This is a genomic window from Streptomyces sp. NPDC044106 (assembly GCF_056433985.1).
The window spans coordinates 17,598-34,655 of the sequence record NZ_JBWKFZ010000006.1 but is presented as its reverse complement, the minus strand read 5'-3'; the positions used below and the strand labels follow the sequence as shown (position 1 = coordinate 34,655).

Annotated in this window: 13 protein-coding genes and 1 pseudogene; 10 read left to right on the top strand and 4 right to left on the bottom strand. The window is 73.0% G+C overall.

The genetic code is table 11. The annotated features are described in order from the left end of the window. Positions 1-1,197: 1,197 nt before the first annotated feature. Complete coding sequence (locus tag AC07DI_RS11840) at positions 1,198-2,295, bottom strand: mechanosensitive ion channel family protein (RefSeq protein ID WP_478904015.1); 1,098 nt, start codon at positions 2,293-2,295, stop codon at positions 1,198-1,200. Between the two features lie 310 nt (positions 2,296-2,605). Here AC07DI_RS11840 and AC07DI_RS11835 point away from each other — a divergent pair, with 310 nt between their 5' ends. From AC07DI_RS11835 to AC07DI_RS11820, 4 genes are all read left to right on the top strand, one after another. Continuing rightward, the gene (locus AC07DI_RS11835) at positions 2,606-3,142 is read left to right on the top strand and encodes an HNH endonuclease (RefSeq protein WP_150184145.1); all 537 of its coding nucleotides are present in this window, start codon (positions 2,606-2,608) and stop codon (positions 3,140-3,142) included. 232 nt (positions 3,143-3,374) lie between these two features. Further along, positions 3,375-3,611, top strand: a complete 237-nt coding sequence (locus AC07DI_RS11830; RefSeq protein ID WP_384257392.1) for a hypothetical protein — start codon at positions 3,375-3,377, stop codon at positions 3,609-3,611. Then, entirely contained in the window at positions 3,611-5,806 is a 2,196-nt protein-coding gene (gene malQ, locus AC07DI_RS11825; RefSeq protein ID WP_478904013.1) for a 4-alpha-glucanotransferase, read from the top strand. Before AC07DI_RS11830 ends, malQ begins: the two co-directional genes overlap by 1 nt. A gap of 20 nt (positions 5,807-5,826) precedes the next feature. Then, on the top strand, positions 5,827-6,066 hold the full coding sequence (locus tag AC07DI_RS11820; protein ID WP_384257397.1) for a hypothetical protein: 240 nt from the start codon (positions 5,827-5,829) through the stop codon (positions 6,064-6,066). A gap of 156 nt (positions 6,067-6,222) precedes the next feature. Here AC07DI_RS11820 and AC07DI_RS11815 read toward each other — a convergent pair whose 3' ends face one another. Further along, positions 6,223-6,801: a TetR/AcrR family transcriptional regulator gene (locus AC07DI_RS11815; protein WP_478904011.1), complete on the bottom strand. Its 579-nt coding sequence runs from the start codon at positions 6,799-6,801 to the stop codon at positions 6,223-6,225. A gap of 141 nt (positions 6,802-6,942) precedes the next feature. Here AC07DI_RS11815 and AC07DI_RS11810 point away from each other — a divergent pair, with 141 nt between their 5' ends. The 4 genes and pseudogenes from AC07DI_RS11810 to AC07DI_RS11795 form a co-directional block, all read left to right on the top strand. Beyond that, positions 6,943-8,427, top strand: coding sequence for an FAD-dependent monooxygenase (locus AC07DI_RS11810; protein ID WP_478904441.1), 1,485 nt, complete (start codon positions 6,943-6,945; stop codon positions 8,425-8,427). 150 nt (positions 8,428-8,577) lie between these two features. Next, positions 8,578-9,504 carry a DMT family transporter gene (locus tag AC07DI_RS11805; protein WP_478904010.1) on the top strand — a complete coding sequence of 309 codons (927 nt, stop codon included), beginning with the start codon at positions 8,578-8,580 and terminating at the stop codon, positions 9,502-9,504. A gap of 51 nt (positions 9,505-9,555) precedes the next feature. Beyond that, positions 9,556-10,470: a LysR family transcriptional regulator gene (locus tag AC07DI_RS11800; protein ID WP_384257404.1), complete on the top strand. Its 915-nt coding sequence runs from the start codon at positions 9,556-9,558 to the stop codon at positions 10,468-10,470. A 52-nt stretch (positions 10,471-10,522) separates the two neighbouring features. Next, a pseudogene (locus AC07DI_RS11795) lies at positions 10,523-11,092 on the top strand (helix-turn-helix domain-containing protein); the annotation flags it as partial. A 63-nt stretch (positions 11,093-11,155) separates the two neighbouring features. Here AC07DI_RS11795 and AC07DI_RS11790 read toward each other — a convergent pair. Next, the gene (locus AC07DI_RS11790) at positions 11,156-11,758 is read right to left on the bottom strand and encodes a hypothetical protein (protein ID WP_384257409.1); all 603 of its coding nucleotides are present in this window, start codon (positions 11,756-11,758) and stop codon (positions 11,156-11,158) included. Between the two features lie 145 nt (positions 11,759-11,903). Here AC07DI_RS11790 and AC07DI_RS11785 point away from each other — a divergent pair, with 145 nt between their 5' ends. Continuing rightward, the gene (locus AC07DI_RS11785) at positions 11,904-12,773 is read left to right on the top strand and encodes a class I SAM-dependent methyltransferase (RefSeq protein ID WP_478904008.1); all 870 of its coding nucleotides are present in this window, start codon (positions 11,904-11,906) and stop codon (positions 12,771-12,773) included. Between the two features lie 95 nt (positions 12,774-12,868). On the opposite strand, the gene pepN is transcribed toward AC07DI_RS11785, so the two are convergent. Next, a complete protein-coding gene (gene pepN, locus AC07DI_RS11780) occupies positions 12,869-15,436 on the bottom strand; it encodes an aminopeptidase N (protein WP_478904007.1) in 2,568 nt (855 codons plus the stop codon). A gap of 279 nt (positions 15,437-15,715) precedes the next feature. On the opposite strand from pepN, the gene AC07DI_RS11775 reads away from it, so the two are divergent. Next, positions 15,716-16,993, top strand: coding sequence for a flavin-dependent oxidoreductase (locus AC07DI_RS11775; protein WP_384257417.1), 1,278 nt, complete (start codon positions 15,716-15,718; stop codon positions 16,991-16,993). Positions 16,994-17,058: the final 65 nt, after the last annotated feature.

Sequence of the window (17,058 nt, the reverse complement as noted above, 5' to 3'; positions counted from 1 at the left end):
GGCGCGGCTGCCCCAGCGGCCTCGCCGCTCGGGCCATCCCCTTGCGCTGCCGGGTGCGGCCCGGCCCATCGTGGGCGGACGCCAGGGTCGCGCTCGGTCAGACCATTCATCGCCGGGCGGTCGCCTGCCGCTCCGGGGCACCTACTTTGGGAAAGTTGCGAATGGAGTCGCCGCGCGCCCCCTCTTCACTCCCAATGCGCCGCCCCGGATGGGAGTCTGCCGAGGCGCACGAGGCGGCGCGCGGGGCGTGGCAGGGGGGCGCGCGATGGACCGCTTCGCAACTTAGCGAAAGTTGATGCCGCCCCCCCTCGGGCGATAGGTCGCGTATCCGAGCCGGGCGGGGCGTGCGGGGCGTGACAGGGGGGCGCGGGTCGGATCGCTTCACAACTTTCCCAAAGTAGGTGCCGGACCGGGCAGCGACCCGGTCGATCGGTTGGTCGAGCCGTGACTGGGTCGGTGATTCTCGATGGGCCGGGCCCGCACTCGGCCGCGAAGGCTGATGGCCCGAGCGGCGACGCCGGGGACCCGGCCGAGCCGGGAACGTAGCCTCGACTCGCGTTCGGCCGGTTCGCACCCGGCAGCGAGAGGGGATGACCCAAGCGGCGACGCCGCAGGGGCAGCCGAGCCCGGACCGTGACGTCGGCTCGCGTTGGACCGGGCCGCACCCGGCAGCGCAAAGGGATGGCCCAAGCGGCGATGCCGCCTGGCCGACCCAGCCGGGGCTGTAGCGTGCGCTCGCGTTGAGCCGGTTCGCACCCGGCAGTGAGAGGGGATGACCCAAGCGGCGACGCCGCTGGGGCAGCCGAGCCGGGACCGTAGCGTGCGCTCGCGTTGGGCCGGGCCGCACCCGGCAGCGCGAGGGGATGGCCCGAGCGGCGAGGCCGCTGGGGCAGCCGCGCCCCGACCGTGACGTCGGCTCGCGTTGGGCCGGGCCGCACCCGGCAGGCAAAGGGGATGACCCATCCCACGCCCCCCGGCGGCCCCACCCCTGGGCGTCCGGGTCACAGTCAACGTGCGGAGGAGGGACGGGAGTCAAGGGTGGCCCGAAGGGACATCGGCGCAGCCGACGCGACCGCAGGGAGCGCCCTTTACTGCCGGCCCGGAACCGCCACACTCCGCAAAACCCCGGACGCCCCCGCCCACCGAAAAAGGCACCGGCCACGGAAGCACAGGGAGCAGGGGCGAAGCGAAGACCCGCTACTTCGACATGTTCGGCTGAGCCGGCGGTATCGGAGACGCCGCAAGTGACTGCGGGGAGGTCGCGGAGGCGTACGCGGAGGGCGCCGCGACCCCAGCCGCCGGATCCGGGGCGTCGTCATCGGCCGGCTGGAGCGGAACGCCGCCCACGATGCGGATGCCCGCCTCGTCGAAGGCCCGCTTGATGCGCCAGCGCAGCTCCCGCTCGACGCCCAGAGCAACGCCCGGCATCGTCTTGGCGGAAACGCTGAGCACCATCGAGTCGAGCAGCACGCTGTCCAGGCCGAGGATCTCCACCGGGCCCCACAGCCGCTCGTTCCACGGCTCGTCCTTGGCCATGGTCTCGCCGACCGCCGCGAGCGTCGCCCGCACCTTGTCCAGGTCCTCGTCGGGGCGGACCGTCACGTCGACGCGCGCCGTGGACCAGCCCTGGGAGAGGTTGCCTATGCGCTTGACCTCGCCGTTGCGGACGTACCAGATCGCGCCGTTCTCGCCGCGCAGCTTGGTGACGCGCAGGCCGACCTCGATGACCTCGCCGGAGGCCACGCCCGCGTCGATGGAGTCACCGACGCCGTACTGGTCCTCAAGGATCATGAAGACGCCGGAGAGGAAGTCCGTGACGAGGTTGCGCGCGCCGAAGCCGATCGCGACGCCCGCCACACCGGCGGAGGCGAGCAGCGGCGCCAGGTTGATGTCGAAGGTGCCGAGGATCATGAGCCCGGCGGTGCCGAGGATCAGGAACGAGGCCACCGAGCGCAGGACCGAGCCGATCGCCTGCGAGCGCTGGCGGCGGCGCTCGACGTTCACCAGGAGGCCGCCGAGGGCCGTGCCGTCGACGGCCTGCGCCGTGCGGTTCATGCGGTCGATCAGCTTGGTTATGGCGCGGCGCACCAGAACCCGCAGGACGAGGGCTATCGCGACGATGAGCACGATGCGCAGGCCGATACCGAGCCACGTGGACCAGTTCTGCTCGACCCAGCTCGCCGCGTTCGTGGCGCTCTCCTGAGCGTCCTCGAGCGTGGGCGGCTTCGTCGTCGGCTTCGGTGTCGGCTTGTCGTCCGGGTCCGTTCCGGCGGCCGAAAGGACGGACAAGAGCACTGCGGGTACCTCCAGGTATCGCGACCTGCCCGGGGAGGAAAACGACTCGACGGAGACGAACCGGGGGAACCGGGCAGACCCACCACACTAACGGGGCATCGTGTGCGGACCGTTGTCGTGTGCGAGGGAGAGACCGGGCTCACCTGGGGAGGAGCCGGATGATGTCCCGGTACCGCGCCCGTTGTGGTCGAAAACACTTCAAGGCCGTTACGGGGACATGCTGGCGCTACGACCAGGCATGAGGGGAGACTGACAGCCAGATCGTCCCGGCGCGAGCCACGCGCCGCCGGCGTACAAGGAGGCATCCGCCGTGCCGCATGTCTTGGTCCTCAACGCGTCGTACGAGCCCCTCGGCGTCGTACCGCTCCGCCGCGCGCTCGTCCTCGTCCTGGAGAACAAGGCTCTCTGCCTCGAGGAATCCGGCGCCTTCATGCACAGCGCAACGCGCACCGTCCCCGCACCCAGCGTGGTCCGCCTCAAGCGGTTCGTCCGGGTCCCCTACCGCGGCCCCGTCCCGCTGACCAGGCGGGCGCTGTTCGCCCGCGACGGCGGCCGGTGCATGTACTGCGGTGGCGTCGCAACCAGCGTCGACCACGTCATCCCCAAGAGCCGAGGCGGCCAGCACGCCTGGGACAACGTGGTGGCCTCGTGCCGCCGCTGCAACCACGTCAAGGCCGACCGGCACCTCATGGAGCTGGGCTGGAGGCTGCGGCACAAACCCGCGCCGCCCTCGGGCCTCGCGTGGCGCATCATCGGGACCGGACACAGGGATCCGCGCTGGCTGCCGTACTTGCAGCCGTTCGGCGCGGACGACGCGATGGCCCGGATCGACGGCATATCCGCCTAGCTCTCGATCCGGGCCTCTTCGTACGCGGAGACCGTCCTGCGGCACCTGGAGATCTTCCCGAGGGGATCGGGCGTCGCAGACGGTTTCTCCGGGCTTCGCCCACCCCCGGAGAAACACCTCCCGCGACAGGGAACCTTATGTGACCCAGGACACGTTGAGGCAACGTATACGTCTGCGACCCCGCGCATTGGGTAGGGCTGCCGAGACCTGCCCCCTGACAAGGAGCTCCCACGTGGCCGCTTCCGCCAGCCTTCTGCTCTCCGCACTCTCCAAACAGGTCTCCCACCCCGACTCGGGCCTCGACGGCTCCTGCTCCTGCGGCTGCGTCGAGCCGCCCCTCACCAGCGAGCCCCCGCTCGCCGACACCGCGCCGCTGACCAGCGAGCCGCCCCTCGCCGCCGCCGCCCCGCTGACGAGCGAGCCCACCTCCGCGGGCATGGCCTCGGGCCTGGACTTCATGGGGGTCTGATGACCCTTTCCCGGCTGGCCGCCTCGTACGGAGTGGCCACCTCCTACTCCCCGTCCCCCGGGCGCACCGTCCCGGCCGCCGACGCCGCGGTGATCGCCGCGCTCGCCGCGCTGGACGTGGACGCGAGCACCCCGGAAGCGGTCGGGTCGGCCCTGGCCGCGCGCGAGGCGGAACTGTCCGGGCGCCTGCTGCCACCGACGGTGGTGACCTGGACGGACGAGCCCCCGGCCGAGCCGGACGGCCCCACCGCCGCGCGGACCCCCACGGACCGGGCCGCACCCCTCGCCGACCTGCCGCCCGGGTCACACGTACGGGTGGAGTGGGAGGGCGGGGGCACCGAGGAGTGGGAGGCGGGGGTGTCGACCGGTGGGGGTCCCCGGACCCCGATGCCGCACGGCGTGCACCGGATGCGCGTGCGCGGTCCCGACGGGCGCGAGGCGCATACCCACCTCATCGTCGCCCCCCGCCGGGTCAAGACCCCCGACGGCCGCTCGCACGGCCTGCTCGTCCAGCTGTACTCCCTGTTGTCCCGCCGCTCCTGGGGCATGGGCGACCTCGGTGACCTCGCCGAGCTCGCCACCTGGTCCGGCCGCGACCTGGGCACCGGCTTCGTCCAGGTCAACCCGCTCCACGCCGCCGTGCCCAACCCGCCCCACGGCCCCGGCAGCGACCCCTCGCCGTACCGCCCCTCGTCCCGCCGCTTCCCCGACCCCGTGCACCTGCGCGTCGAGGCGGTGCCGGAGTTCGCGTATCTGCGGGGCGAGGCCCGCGACCGGGTCGACGAGCTGGGCCGCCGGGCCGCCCGGCTGCGCGAAGCGGTCCTCGACGAGGGCGGGCTGATCGACCGCGACGCCGTCTGGGCCCTCAAGCGCGAAGCCCTCGAACTGCTCCACGAAGTGCCCCTCGGCCCCGGCCGCCGCGCCGCCTACAGCGCCTTCCTCGCCGAACAGGGCGCCGCCCTGGACGACCACGCCACCTGGTCCGCCCTCGCCGAGGCCTACGGCCCCGACTGGCACTCCTGGCCCGCCGCCCTGCGCGACCCGTCCTCGCCGGGCACGGCCCGCGCCCGGCGCGAGCTGATGGACCGCGTCGACTTCCACAGCCGCCTCGCCTGGCTCACCGACACCCAGCTGGCCGCCGCCCAGCGCGCCGCGCGCGAGGCAGGCATGGGCATCGGCCTCGTCCACGACCTCGCGGTCGGCGTGCACCCCGGCGGCGCCGACGCCTGGGCCCAGCAGCGGCATTTCGCCCCGCGGATGAGCGTCGGGGCCCCGCCGGACGCCTTCAACGCGCGCGGCCAGGACTGGGGTCTGCCGCCCTGGCGCCCCGACCGCCTCGCCGAGTCCGGCTACGCGCCCTACCGAACCCTCCTGCGCGGACTCCTGCGGAACGCGGGCGCGCTCCGCATCGACCACGTCATGGGCCTGTTCCGGCTCTGGTGGGTCCCGCAGGGCCGTGAGCCCACCGAGGGGACGTACGTCCATTACGACGCCGAGGCGATGCTCGCCGTCCTCGCCCTGGAAGCGCGCCGCGCGGACGCCCTCGTCATCGGCGAGGACCTCGGCACCGTCGAGCCGGGCGTCCGCGAGACCCTGCGCGAGCACGGCGTGCTCGGCACCTCGGTCCTCTGGTTCGAGCGGGACTGGACGAGCGCGGACGGGGGCGAGGGCACCGGGCGCCCGCTGGCCCCCGCCGACTGGCGCGCCGACTGCGTGGCCACCGCCACCACGCACGACCTGCCGCCGACCGCCGCCCGCCTCACCGGCGAGCACGTCCAACTCCGGTATGACCTGGGCCTGTTGACCCGCCCGCTGACCGAGGAGCGGTCCGCGGCAGCCGCCGACGTACGGGAGTGGCTCGGGCTGCTCTCCCGGCTCGGCATGCTGCCCGGCGGCATGGGCTGCGAGGAGGACGAGATCCGCGCCGTGCACCGCTTCCTGCTGGCCACCCCGGCCCGCATGATCGGCGTCTGGCTCCCGGACGCCGTCGGCGACCGCCGCCCGCAGAACCTCCCCGGCACCTGGGACCAGTACCCCAACTGGCGGCTGCCCGTCGCCGACGCCACCGGACGCCCCGTCACCCTGGAGGAACTCGCCGCATCCCCGCGCCTGCACGGGCTCATGGCCGTGTTCCGGGAAGTGGCGGTGCGGGGCGAAGGCGCCCGTACGGCACCCCCGGGCGCGCACCCCGTTTAGGAGTTCGCTACGTTGGCACCGTGGACAAGAAGAACGCACTGCGCGCCGGCGCCCTGGCCTCCGGCACGACGCTGATGATGCTGCTCATGTCGTCCCCCGCCCTCGCGGTCGTGCGTGACGACGGTGACGACCCGGGCCCTGGCCTGAGCGTCATCGACACGCTCGGCCTCTATGTCGCCGCGCCCATCGTGCTGTTCCTGGTGATCGCGGGCCTCGTGATGGTCGGCGACAAGTCCCGCAAGCAGCAGAAGCAGGGCTGACGCAGGGCTGACATAGGCCTTACGTAGGTCTGTCGCAGGGCCGAGGGCGCCCTTCGGCGACGTAACCCCGTATCGCGCGTACCACGCGTACCGGATACGGGCGTCGCCGAAGGGCGCCCTCGGCGTGCTCCCACTCATGCGCCCCCTCGCTCGCGCTCACGGCTTCTCGGCCGTCAGATAGCGCTGGAGCGTCGGCGCCAGCCAGTCCGTGACCTCCTCGCGCGTCAGCGCGGCCGACGGCGGGAACCGCAGGACGTAGCGGGTCAGGGCGAGCCCCAGTATCTGGGCGGCGCAGAGCGCGGCCCGCGCCGGTGCCTCGGCCGGATCGGGGCAGACCTCCCGCGCGACCGGCAGCATCTGCTCCTCGAAGACGCCCCGCATGCGCTCGGCCCCCGCCTGATTGGTGATGCCCACCCGGAGCAGCGCGGTGAGCACCTCGCCGCCCTCCCAGACGGCGAGGAAATGCGTCACGAGCACCCGTCCGACCTCGTCACGCGGCACCCGGGTGAAGTCCGGAAGGCGCAGGTCGACGGAGGTCGCGGCGGCGAAGAGGCCCTCCTTGTTGCCGTAGTAGCGCATCACCATCGACGGGTCGATGCGGGCGTCCTTGGCGATGGCGCGGATCGTGGCGCGTTCGTACCCGTCCGCGGCGAACCGCTCGCGGGCCGCGGCGAGGATGCCGGCGCGGGTGGCGTCGGAGCGGCGGCCCGCCGCGTCCGCAGGTCTTTCGGTCATGTCAACAAACGTAGGCCAACAGGCGTTGACAGTCCATGGCCGCGGTCCTACGTTGGCCAACAAGCGTTGACCAACAGGTGTTGGCATCAGGAGGCAGCCATGAACGGTACGACCGGCAACATGGGCGACACGACCGGGAACATGGGCGACAGGACCGGAAGCGCGGGCGACACGGGCGCCACCGGAGACGCGGGCGAGGCCACCGCCACCACCGTCGCGGTCGTCGGCGCCGGGCCCACCGGGCTGCTCCTCGCCGGGGACCTGGCCGCCGCGGGCGTCCCCGTCACGCTCGTCGAGAAGCGGGAGCACGGCATCAGCAACCTGTCGCGCGCCATGGTCCTGCACGCCCGCACCCTGGAGCAGCTGGACGCCAGGGGCCTCGCCGACGAGCTCGAGGCCAAGGGCGAGCCGCTCGACAGGCTGCGCCTCTTCGGCCGCCTCTCGCTCGACCTCGCACGGCTGCCCTCCCGCTTCCGGCACGTCCTCGTCCTCCCGCAGTACGAGGTCGAGCGGGCCCTCGAGCGGCGCGCGGTCGACGCGGGGGTGCGCTTCTCGTACGCGAGCGAGGTGAGCGGACTCACCCAGGACGCGGACGGCGTGACGCTCGTACTGCGTGGCCCCGGCGGCGAGTCGGGCTCTCTGCGCGCCGCCTACGTGGTCGGCGCCGACGGGCTGCGCAGCAAGGTGCGCGAGGCGGTCGGGCTGCCCTTCCCCGGCAGGTCCGTCATCCGCTCGCTCGTCCTCGCCGACGTCAGGCTCGCCGAGCGGCCGCAGGCGCTGCTCACCGTCAACGCCGTCGGCGACGCCTTCGCCTTCATCGCGCCCTTCGCCGACGGCTACCACCGCGTCATCGGCTGGGACCGCCGCCGCGACGTCCCCGACAGCGAGCCCCTCGGCCTCGACGAGGTCAAGAAGATTGTCCGGCAGGCGCTCGGCCGCGACTTCGGCATGCACGACGCCCGCTGGATGTCCCGCTTCCACAGCGACGAACGGCAGGCGCCCGCCTACCGGGTGGGCCGCGTCTTCCTCGCCGGGGACGCCGCGCACGTCCACTCCCCGGCGGGCGGCCAGGGCATGAACACCGGCCTTCAGGACGCCGCGAACCTGAGCTGGAAACTGGCCGCGGCCGTCGAAGGGCGTGCGCCGCAGGGGCTGCTGGACAGCTACCAGGCCGAGCGGCATCCGGTCGGCAAGGCGGTGCTCCGCAGCAGCGGCGGCATCGTCAGGATGGCGATGGCCAAGCGGCCCTGGGCGCGTGCGGCGCGCGCCGCGGTCGCCACCGCCGTGAACAGCGTGCCCGCGGTGCGCAGGAAGGCGGTCGGCCAGGTCACCGGCGTCGGCATCGCCTACCCGGCCCCGAAGGGCGCCCACCGCCTCGTCGGCCGCCGCGCCCCCGACATCGCACTCAAGGAGGGAAGGCTCCACGAGCTCCTGCGCGCGGGCGAGTTCGTCCTCGTCGCCCCGGTGGGCGAGGGCTTCGCGACGGGCCGCGCCGTACCGGCCCACTGGTCGAGCGACCGCCGCACGACGCTCCTGGTGCGCCCCGACGGATACGTGGCGTGGGCGGCGGACGACGCGGGGGCGGGGGCGGTGGCGGAGGCGCTGGGGGAGTGGGGAGTGGGCTGAGGCGGGCGGGGCGCCGAATCGTTCGCTTCAGCTTAAAAGATGCAGCTGAAAGATTCGATGGACCTGATGGGTTCCCGAGTGTCACGGTGGTCCCGCGAACATCACCCAGACGCCCCCGCCACTCCGGGGGAGAGAGGTAAGGGATACCCCGTGGCACTCCTCGACCGGACCCCCGTCCCCACCGCGCCGACCGCTCACCCGGCCGCGCGCCCCATCGGCGTCGGCCTCGCCCTCGCGGCCCTCGCCACCGTCGTCTGGTCGGGCAGCTTCGTCACCTCGCGGGCCCTGCACGACAGCGTGCCGCCCGTCCAGCACGCGTTCTGGCGCTGGATCATCGCCGTCGCCGCGGTCGCGCCGTTCGCGGCGCGGCAGACCTGGCGGCAGCGGAAGCTGCTCCGGCGGCACCTCAAGTTCCTGCTGCTCGCCTCGCTCCTCGGCGTGACCGTCTACAACACCCTGGTGAATCAGGCCGCCATGACGACCACCGCGGGGAACATGGGCATGATCATGGCCGCCTCGCCGGTCCTGATGGCGGTCTGCGAACGGCTCGGCGGGACAAGGCTCGGCGCGCGCCGCGCGTTCGGCATGTGCGTCGCCTGCGCCGGGGTCCTCCTGCTGGTCAGCAGGGGCTCGCTCGCCATGGACTTCGCGGGCGGCGATCTGTGGATCATCGCGGGCGCGCTCTCCTTCGGCTCGTACAGCGCGCTGCTCAAGCGCAAGCCCGCGGAGATCGGCGGACTCCCCTTCCTCCTCTCGACGTTCGTGCTCGGCGCGCTGATGCTGCTGCCGGTCTTCGCGGTCAGCTACGCCGTCCAGGGCGGCTTCGAGCCCACCGTCGGCACGGTCTCGCCGCTCCTCTACGTCGGCGTGGTGTCGTCGGCGGTCGCCTTCTTCGCCTGGAACAAGGCGATATCGATCATCGGCGCGGCCCGCGCCGGGGTCGTCTACTACCTCCAGCCGGTCTGCGTCGCCCTGCTCTCCTTCGCGCTCCTCGGCGAGGCGATGGGGTGGCTCCAGGTGCTGTGCATGGGCCTGATCCTGGGCGGGGTCGTGCTGGGCGCGGCCCGCGCGAAGTAGGGGGCACGGCCGGTGGGTTCTCCGCTGCTGACCAGTCGGTACGTTGGCCTCATGAGCGAGTGGGACATCAAGAAGCTGCAGATCCTGCGCACGTTGAGCGAACGGGGCACCGTGACGGCGACGGCGCAGACGCTGCGGATGACGCCGTCGGCCGTCTCCCAGCAGCTGTCCAACCTCGCCAGACAGTTGGGCGTACCGCTCCTGGAGGCGCACGGGCGGCGGGTCCGCCTCACCGACGCCGCCCACCTGGTGCTGCGCCACACAGAAGCCGTCTTCGCCCAACTCGAGCGGGCCGACGCCGAGTTGGCCGCGTACGCGCAGGGTGAGGCGGGGGAGGTGCGGGTCGGGGCGTTCTCGACGGCGGTGCCCGCGCTGGTCGTGCCCGCGGTCCTGGCGCTGCGCGATGCGGCGCCCGGCATCTCCGTACGAGTGCGGGAGACCGAGGCGGCACAGGCGTACGAACTCCTCGCGGCCGGGGAGGTGGACATCGCCCTCTCCCTGGCCGTCCAGGCGCCCGCCGCGGGCGACGCCGACACCCGCTTCACCCGGGAGTCGCTGCTCGCCGACCCGCTGGACGTGGCGCTGCCCGGCGACCATCCGCTCGCTTCGGCCGAGGGGCTGCGGCTCGCGGACCTGGCGGGCGAACCGTGGATCTTCGGGGGCAGCGGCCCCTGGTCGGAGATCACGCGGGCGGCCTGCGAGGGCGCCGGTTTCGCGCCGGAGCAGGCGCACTCGGCGTCCGGCTGGACGGCGATCCTCGCGATGGTGGAGGCGGGGATGGGCGTGGCCCTGGTGCCCCGTCTCGCGGCGGTGCGGCGGGACGGCGTGGTGATGGCGGAGCTGGCCGCGGACCGCCCGCGCCGGCACGTGATCGCGGCGGTACGGCGGGGTGCGGCCTCCGGGGCAGCGGTGGCGCGGGTCCTGACGTCACTGCGGGACGCGGTGCCGGAGCGGTCGCGGGCGTAGCGGCACGGTCTTCGCCAGGCCCGCTTTGCCGAGCGGGCATACGCTGATGCTTATGACGCAAGACGCGAACGACGGCGAACTGGACAGCCTGGTACGCAGACGGATCCGCGCCCTGCGGGTGGCGCAGGGCTGGTCGCTCGAGGAGCTGGCCGTCCGCGCAAGGATCAGCCAGTCCACGCTCAGCCGCATCGAGAACGGCCGGCGCAGGCTCGCCCTCGACCAGCTGGTCACGCTCGCCCGCGCACTGGACACGTCGCTCGACCAACTGGTCGAAACGGGCGCCGACGACGTCGTCTCCAGCCCCGTCATCGACGCCGCCCACACCCGTATGCACTGGTCGGTGAAGGCGGACCCCGGAACGAGCGTCATCCGGCAGCGCATGACGGAGCCGCCGCCTGACAACCCCGCCCGCATGCGCGCGCACCCGGGCCACGAGTGGTTCGTCGTCCTGTCCGGCACGGCCACCCTGCTGCTCGGCAACCGCCGCTTCCGCATCGAGACGAACCAGTCCGCCGAGTTCCCCACGATGCTGCCGCACGCGATCGGCGCGGAGGGCGGACCGTGCGAACTCCTCGGCATCTTCGACCGCGACGCACGCAGGGGCCACCAGCGCGGCGAGGAAGGCACCCGGGACTGGGGCAGGACTGGGGCAGGACTGGGGCAGGACCAGGGCCTGCCCGGCGGGTCAGGGCAGCAGGAAGGCCGCGGCCGTCGCCGCACCGAGGAACGCGCCGGCCACGGTCTGGCCGACGGTGTGGTACGTCAGCGCCACCCGCGACCAGCACACCGCGAGCGTGAGCAGGTAGGCCAGCGACCACCAGGGCGAGTGCACGACGGCGAGCAGCGCGGGGACCGCGGAGGCGACCGCGGAGTCCACGCTGATCTTCCAGACCGTGTTCACGGCCAGCAGGACGACGGTCATCGCCCACAGGGCGAGCATGGCGACCAGGATGCCGGCCGGGGCGTGGCCGAGGACCATGACGAGCGATCCGATACCGATGGACGCGAGGATCACCAGGAAGATCGGGCCGCGCTTCGTGCGGTCCACGACGTGGCGGTCGCCCCAGGTGCCCCGCTTGCGCTCCCACTCGATGTACCCGGCGGGGACGAGCCCGGCGCACAGCGCGCCGAGGGCGCCCCACGGAAGACCCGTCCAGTCGCCCGCCGCCGCCAGACCGATGCCGAGCATGCCGACGAGGAGAACGTTGCGGGGCTGGAGCATGTCGGTGACGGCACGAGCGATCGCGGTGGGCTCCCGTCCCCCACGGGAGGAGTTGATCAACAACATGAGGAGCGACTGTACAGGCCGGCGCGCGGGCCACTTCGCCGCCTCATGCCCGCGGCTTGCGCGTTCGGCAGCGTAACGGGCCATCGTCTTGCGCATCCCGGCACGGGACGGGCTTCGGGCCACCCGCCGCCCTAGCGTGGACCGCATGACGCACCCCGCCCCGCACCCCCACACCTCCGACGCCGACGCCGACCAGGTGGACATTCTCGACCTGGACGCGGACGTCGTGGCCCAGCACATCGCGTCCATCACCGGATGGCTGCCGGTCACCGAAGCCCCGGGCCACATCGTGGATCTGGGAAGCGGCACCGGTACCGGCACGCTCGCCCTCCTGGACCGCTTCCCCGACGCGTACGTCACCGCAGTCGACGCCTCGGCCACGCACCTGGCCCGCCTGCGGGAGAAGGCGCGAGCACGCGGTGTGGACGACCGCGTCCGGACCGTTCTGGCCGATCTCGACACCGACTGGCCCGAGCTCGACACCGCATGGCCCGGCCTCGGCGCGCCCGGCCTCGTCTGGGCATCCGCCTCGATGCACCACATGGCCGACCCGGAGCGCACCCTGCGCCAGGTGCGCGGCTCGCTCGCGCCCGGCGGCCTGTTCGCCGTCGTCGAGCTGGCGGGCTTCCCCCGCTTCCTGCCCGAGGACGCCCCGGAGGAGGCGCCCGGTCTCGAAGAGCGCTGCCACGCGGCGAGCGACAGCCACCACGCCACGCACGTGCCGCATCGCGGCGCGGACTGGGGCCCCATGCTCACGGCGGCCGGATTCACCGTCGAGGACGAGCGTACGATCACCGTCGACATCAGGAACTCCCGCTCGCGGACGGTGGCCCGGTACGCCCTGGAGAGCCTGCGACGCATCCGCGACACGGCAGCCGCCACGCTCTCCCCGGCCGACCTCACCGCACTGGACCGCCTGCTGGACCCCGAAAGCCCCCACAGCATCGTGCACCGCACCGACCTCACGGTCCGCACGGAACGCAGAGTCTGGGCGGCTCGCGCATCGGCGAGCTGAGTAGGGGCCACCAGCCCCTACTCAGCGCTGCGTCGCGGGGCAACGGGCGGGCGGGTGGAAGAACAAACCTCCCCGGTCCCCCCGCCCGGCGAGGGCTACACGTCGGCGTCCCGAGCCCGAAGCGCCCTCTCCACCCCCGCCCGCGACTCCGTGATCAGCCGGCGCAGCGCCGCGGACGGCTCCGCCGAGGCGAGCCACGCGTCCGTGGCGTCCAGCGTGGCCCGGGAGATCTGGAGCGACGGGTAGAGGCCCGTGGCGATCTGCTGGGCCATCTCGTGCGAGCGGGAGTCCCACGCGCCCTTGACCGCCGCGAAGAACTTCTCCGCGTAGGGGGCGAGGAGTTCGCGCTGGTCGGTCTGGACGAAGCCGTCGATCACGGCCTCCTGGATCGCGTTCGGCAGGGTGTCGGACTCGACGACCGAGGCCCAGGCCGCGGCCTTCGCCTCCGCGGTGGGCAGCGCCGCCCGCGCGGACGCCGCGTGCCGCTCGCCCGCCGCGGTCCTGTCCCGCTCCAGCTCCGCCGCGATGCCCGCCTCGTCGAGCCGGCCGGTCGCCGCGAGCCGGGCCACGAACGCCCAGCGGAGCTCCGTGTCGACCGCGAGGCCGTCCACCGACTCCGAGCCGTCGAGCAGCCGCTCCAGGAGGGCGAGGTCGGAGTCGGTGCGGGCCGTCGCGGCGAAGGCGCGGGCCCACGCCAGCTGGTGGTCGCTGCCCGGCTCGGCGGCCCGCAGGTGGGACAGGGTGGCCTCGGTCCAGCGGGTCAGCGCCGCCTCGCGGCCCGCCGGAGCCGCGTACAGCTCCAGGGAGAGCTTCACCTGGCGGTGCAGCGACTGCACGACGCCGATGTCGGACTCCTTGCCGATGCCGGAAAGGACGAGGTTCAGGTACTCCCGGGTCGGGAGTTCCGCGTCGCGCGTCATGTCCCACGCCGACGCCCAGCACAGGGCGCGCGGCAGCGACGCGTCGAAGTCGCCGATGTGGTCCGTGACGAACGCCAGCGACTCGCTGTCCAGGCGGACCTTCGCGTACGACAGGTCGTCGTCGTTGAGGAGGATCACGGCCGGGCGGCGCTTGCCCACCAGCGCGTCGACGGCGGTCAGTTCGCCGTCGACGTCCAGCTCGACGCGGTCCGTGCGCAGCAGCTTGCCGGAGGCCTCGTCCAGGTCGTAGAGGCCGATCGCGATCCGGTGCGGACGGAGCGTCGGCTCGCCTTGCGCGCCCTCGGGGAGCGCGGGCGCCTCCTGCTTGACGGCGAAGGACGTGATGACCCCGGACGTGTCGACGTCCACGACCGGACGCAGGACGTTGATGCCCGCCGTCTCCAGCCACTTCTTCGACCACGTCTTCAGGTCGCGGCCGCTGGTCTCCTCAAGGGCGCCGAGCAGGTCGGACAGGCGCGTGTTGCCGAACGCGTGCCGCTTGAAGTACGCCTGCACACCCTGGAAGAACTCGTCCTCGCCGACGTACGCGACGAGCTGCTTGAGGACGCTCGCGCCCTTCGCGTACGTGATGCCGTCGAAGTTGACCAGGACGTCGTCCAGGTCACGGATGTCGGCCATGATCGGGTGCGTGGAGGGCAGCTGGTCCTGGCGGTACGCCCACGTCTTCATGGAGTTGGCGAACGTGGTCCAGGAGTGCGGCCACTTGGACCCCGGCGCGTACGCCTGGCAGGCGGCCTCGGCGTAGGTGGCGAACGACTCGTTCAGCCACAGGTCGTTCCACCACTCCATGGTGACCAGGTCGCCGAACCACATGTGGGCCAGCTCGTGCAGGATCGTCGCGGCCCGCACCTCGTAGGCGGCGTCCGTGACCTTCGAACGGAACACGTACTGGTCGCGGATGGTCACCGCGCCCGCGTTCTCCATCGCGCCCGCGTTGAACTCCGGCACGAAGAGCTGGTCGTACTTGGCGAAGGGGTACGCGTAGTCGAACTTCTCCTGGAACCAGTCGAAGCCCTGCCGCGTCACCTCGAAGATCGCGTCCGCGTCGAGGAACTCGGCGAGCGAGGGGCGGCAGTAGATGCCGAGCGGCACGGACTGGCCGCCGGGACCCTCGTAGGAGGAGTGCACCGAGTGGTACGGGCCGGCGATCAGCGCCGTCACGTACGTGGACATGCGGGGCGTCGGCTCGAAGGACCAGACGTCGTCCTTCGGCTCGGGCGTGGGCGAGTTGGAGATCACCGTCCAGCCGCTCGGCGCCTTCACGGTGAACCGGAACGTCGCCTTCAGGTCCGGCTGCTCGAACGAGGCGAAGACGCGCCGGGCGTCCGGCACCTCGAACTGCGTGTACAGGTACGCCTGCTGGTCGACGGGGTCGACGAAACGGTGCAGGCCCTCACCGGTGTTGGTGTACTCGCAGTCGGCGACGACCCGCAGCTCGTTGCGGCCCTCCCGCAGGTGCGTCAGCGCGATCCGCGAGTCACGGAAGACCGAGGCCACGTCCAGCGCGTGGCCGTTCAGGACGGCCTCGTGGACCGCGGGGGCCACCAGGTCGACGAAGGTCTCGGCGCCCGCCTCCGCGGAGTCGAAGCGCACCGTGGTCACGGACCGGTAGGTGCCGTCCTCCTGCGCGCCGGAAAGGTCGAGATCGACCTCGTACGAGTCAACGGTGAGCAGCTTCGCCCGCTGCTGCGCCTCTTCGCGGGTCAGATTGGTGCCGGGCACGCGGTCATCTCCTCGGGTACGACGTGTGGTCCTTCTTGGCACGACGCGTCGGGGGTCGGTGGGTGCGACTTGTGGTGTTTCCGGCCATCCTTCCATGCGGCTGCGGATGGCCGCCGGGCCCATTGTTCTCCCGCTGCCGTGCGGCTACGCTCCGCGCGTTCGCACCGCTCCGCCCCGGCCACCGACCACGGCCCCGCGGACGGTCAGGGACCACAGGGGGATGCCGGAGATGCTGGGGATCGAGAGGCCGGTCACCACCGGCCCGTACGCGCGGCGGCCATGACCGACGTACTCGTGGCGGGCGCGGGCATCGGCGGACTCACCGCCGCGCTCAGCCTGCACGCCGCGGGCATCGACGTCCGCGTCGTGGACACTGCGGCGCAGCTGCGCCCCGTCGGCGTCGGCATCAACCTTCTGCCGCACGCGGTGCGGGAGTTGACCGAACTCGGGCTCGGCGGCGAGCTCGCGGCGACCGCCGTCGCCCCCGACGCGATGGTCCACTTCGACCGGCACGGCAACCGCATCTGGGCCGAGCCGCGCGGCCTCGCCCTCGGCTACCACTGGCCGCAGTACTCCATCCACCGCGGCGCGCTCCAGCTCATCCTGCTCGACGCGGTCCGCGACCGGCTCGGCGACCACGCGGTGCGCACCGGCACGGCGTTCGTCCGTCTCGCCGAGCGGGAGGGCGGCGCGCTGCGGGTGATCCTGCGGGACATGGGGCGGGCCAGGGAGTACGCCGTACGGGTGCGGGCCCTGGTCGGTGCCGACGGGCTGCACTCGACGGTGCGGGCCATGCTGCACCCCGGCGAGGGGCCGCCGCTGTGGAACGGCATCCGGATGTGGCGCGGCACCACCGACTGGCATCCCGTGCTCGGCGGCAGGACCGTCGCGGTGGCGGGCAGCAACGCCACCGCCAAACTCGTCGTCTACCCCATCTCGCGGCGGGCCCAGGAGCGCGGCAGGGACCTGCTCAACTGGGTGGCGGAGGTGCGGCTGCCTTCGGCGCACCACCACGGCATGGCGGGGCCCGCCGACTGGAACCGCTCCGGACGCCTCTCCGACGTCCTGCCGCACTACGCGGGCTGGCGCATCGGCGACCTCGACGTCCCCGCGCTGTTCGCCGCCACGCGGCACATCCTGGAGTACCCGATGGTCGACAGGGACCCGCTTCCGTGGTGGGGCCGCGGTCCGGTCACCCTGCTCGGCGACGCGGCGCACCCGATGTACCCGGTGGGGTCGAACGGCGGCTCCCAGGCGATCCTCGACGCCCGCGTGCTCGCCCGCTGCCTCGCCCACACCGCGCCGGACCGGGAGGCGGGGGTGCGGGCGTACGAGGAGGTGCGGCGGGAGGCGGCCAACGCGGTCGTCCTCGCCAACCGCACGATGCCGGCCGACCGCATCCTCCAGGCGGTCGCCGTGCGCGCCCCGGACGGCTTCGACCGCATCGAGGACGTACTGACACCGCAGGAGCTCGCGGAGCTGCACGCGGCGTACCGCAGAACGACGGGCGCGGACGTGGCGGAACTGAACGGGCGGGGGTCGTGGGGGGTGGGGTGAGGCGCCGGGCCGACACCCCGCGCACGCACCCTGATCCCCAGCTCCACGTCCGAATACCGCCAGCT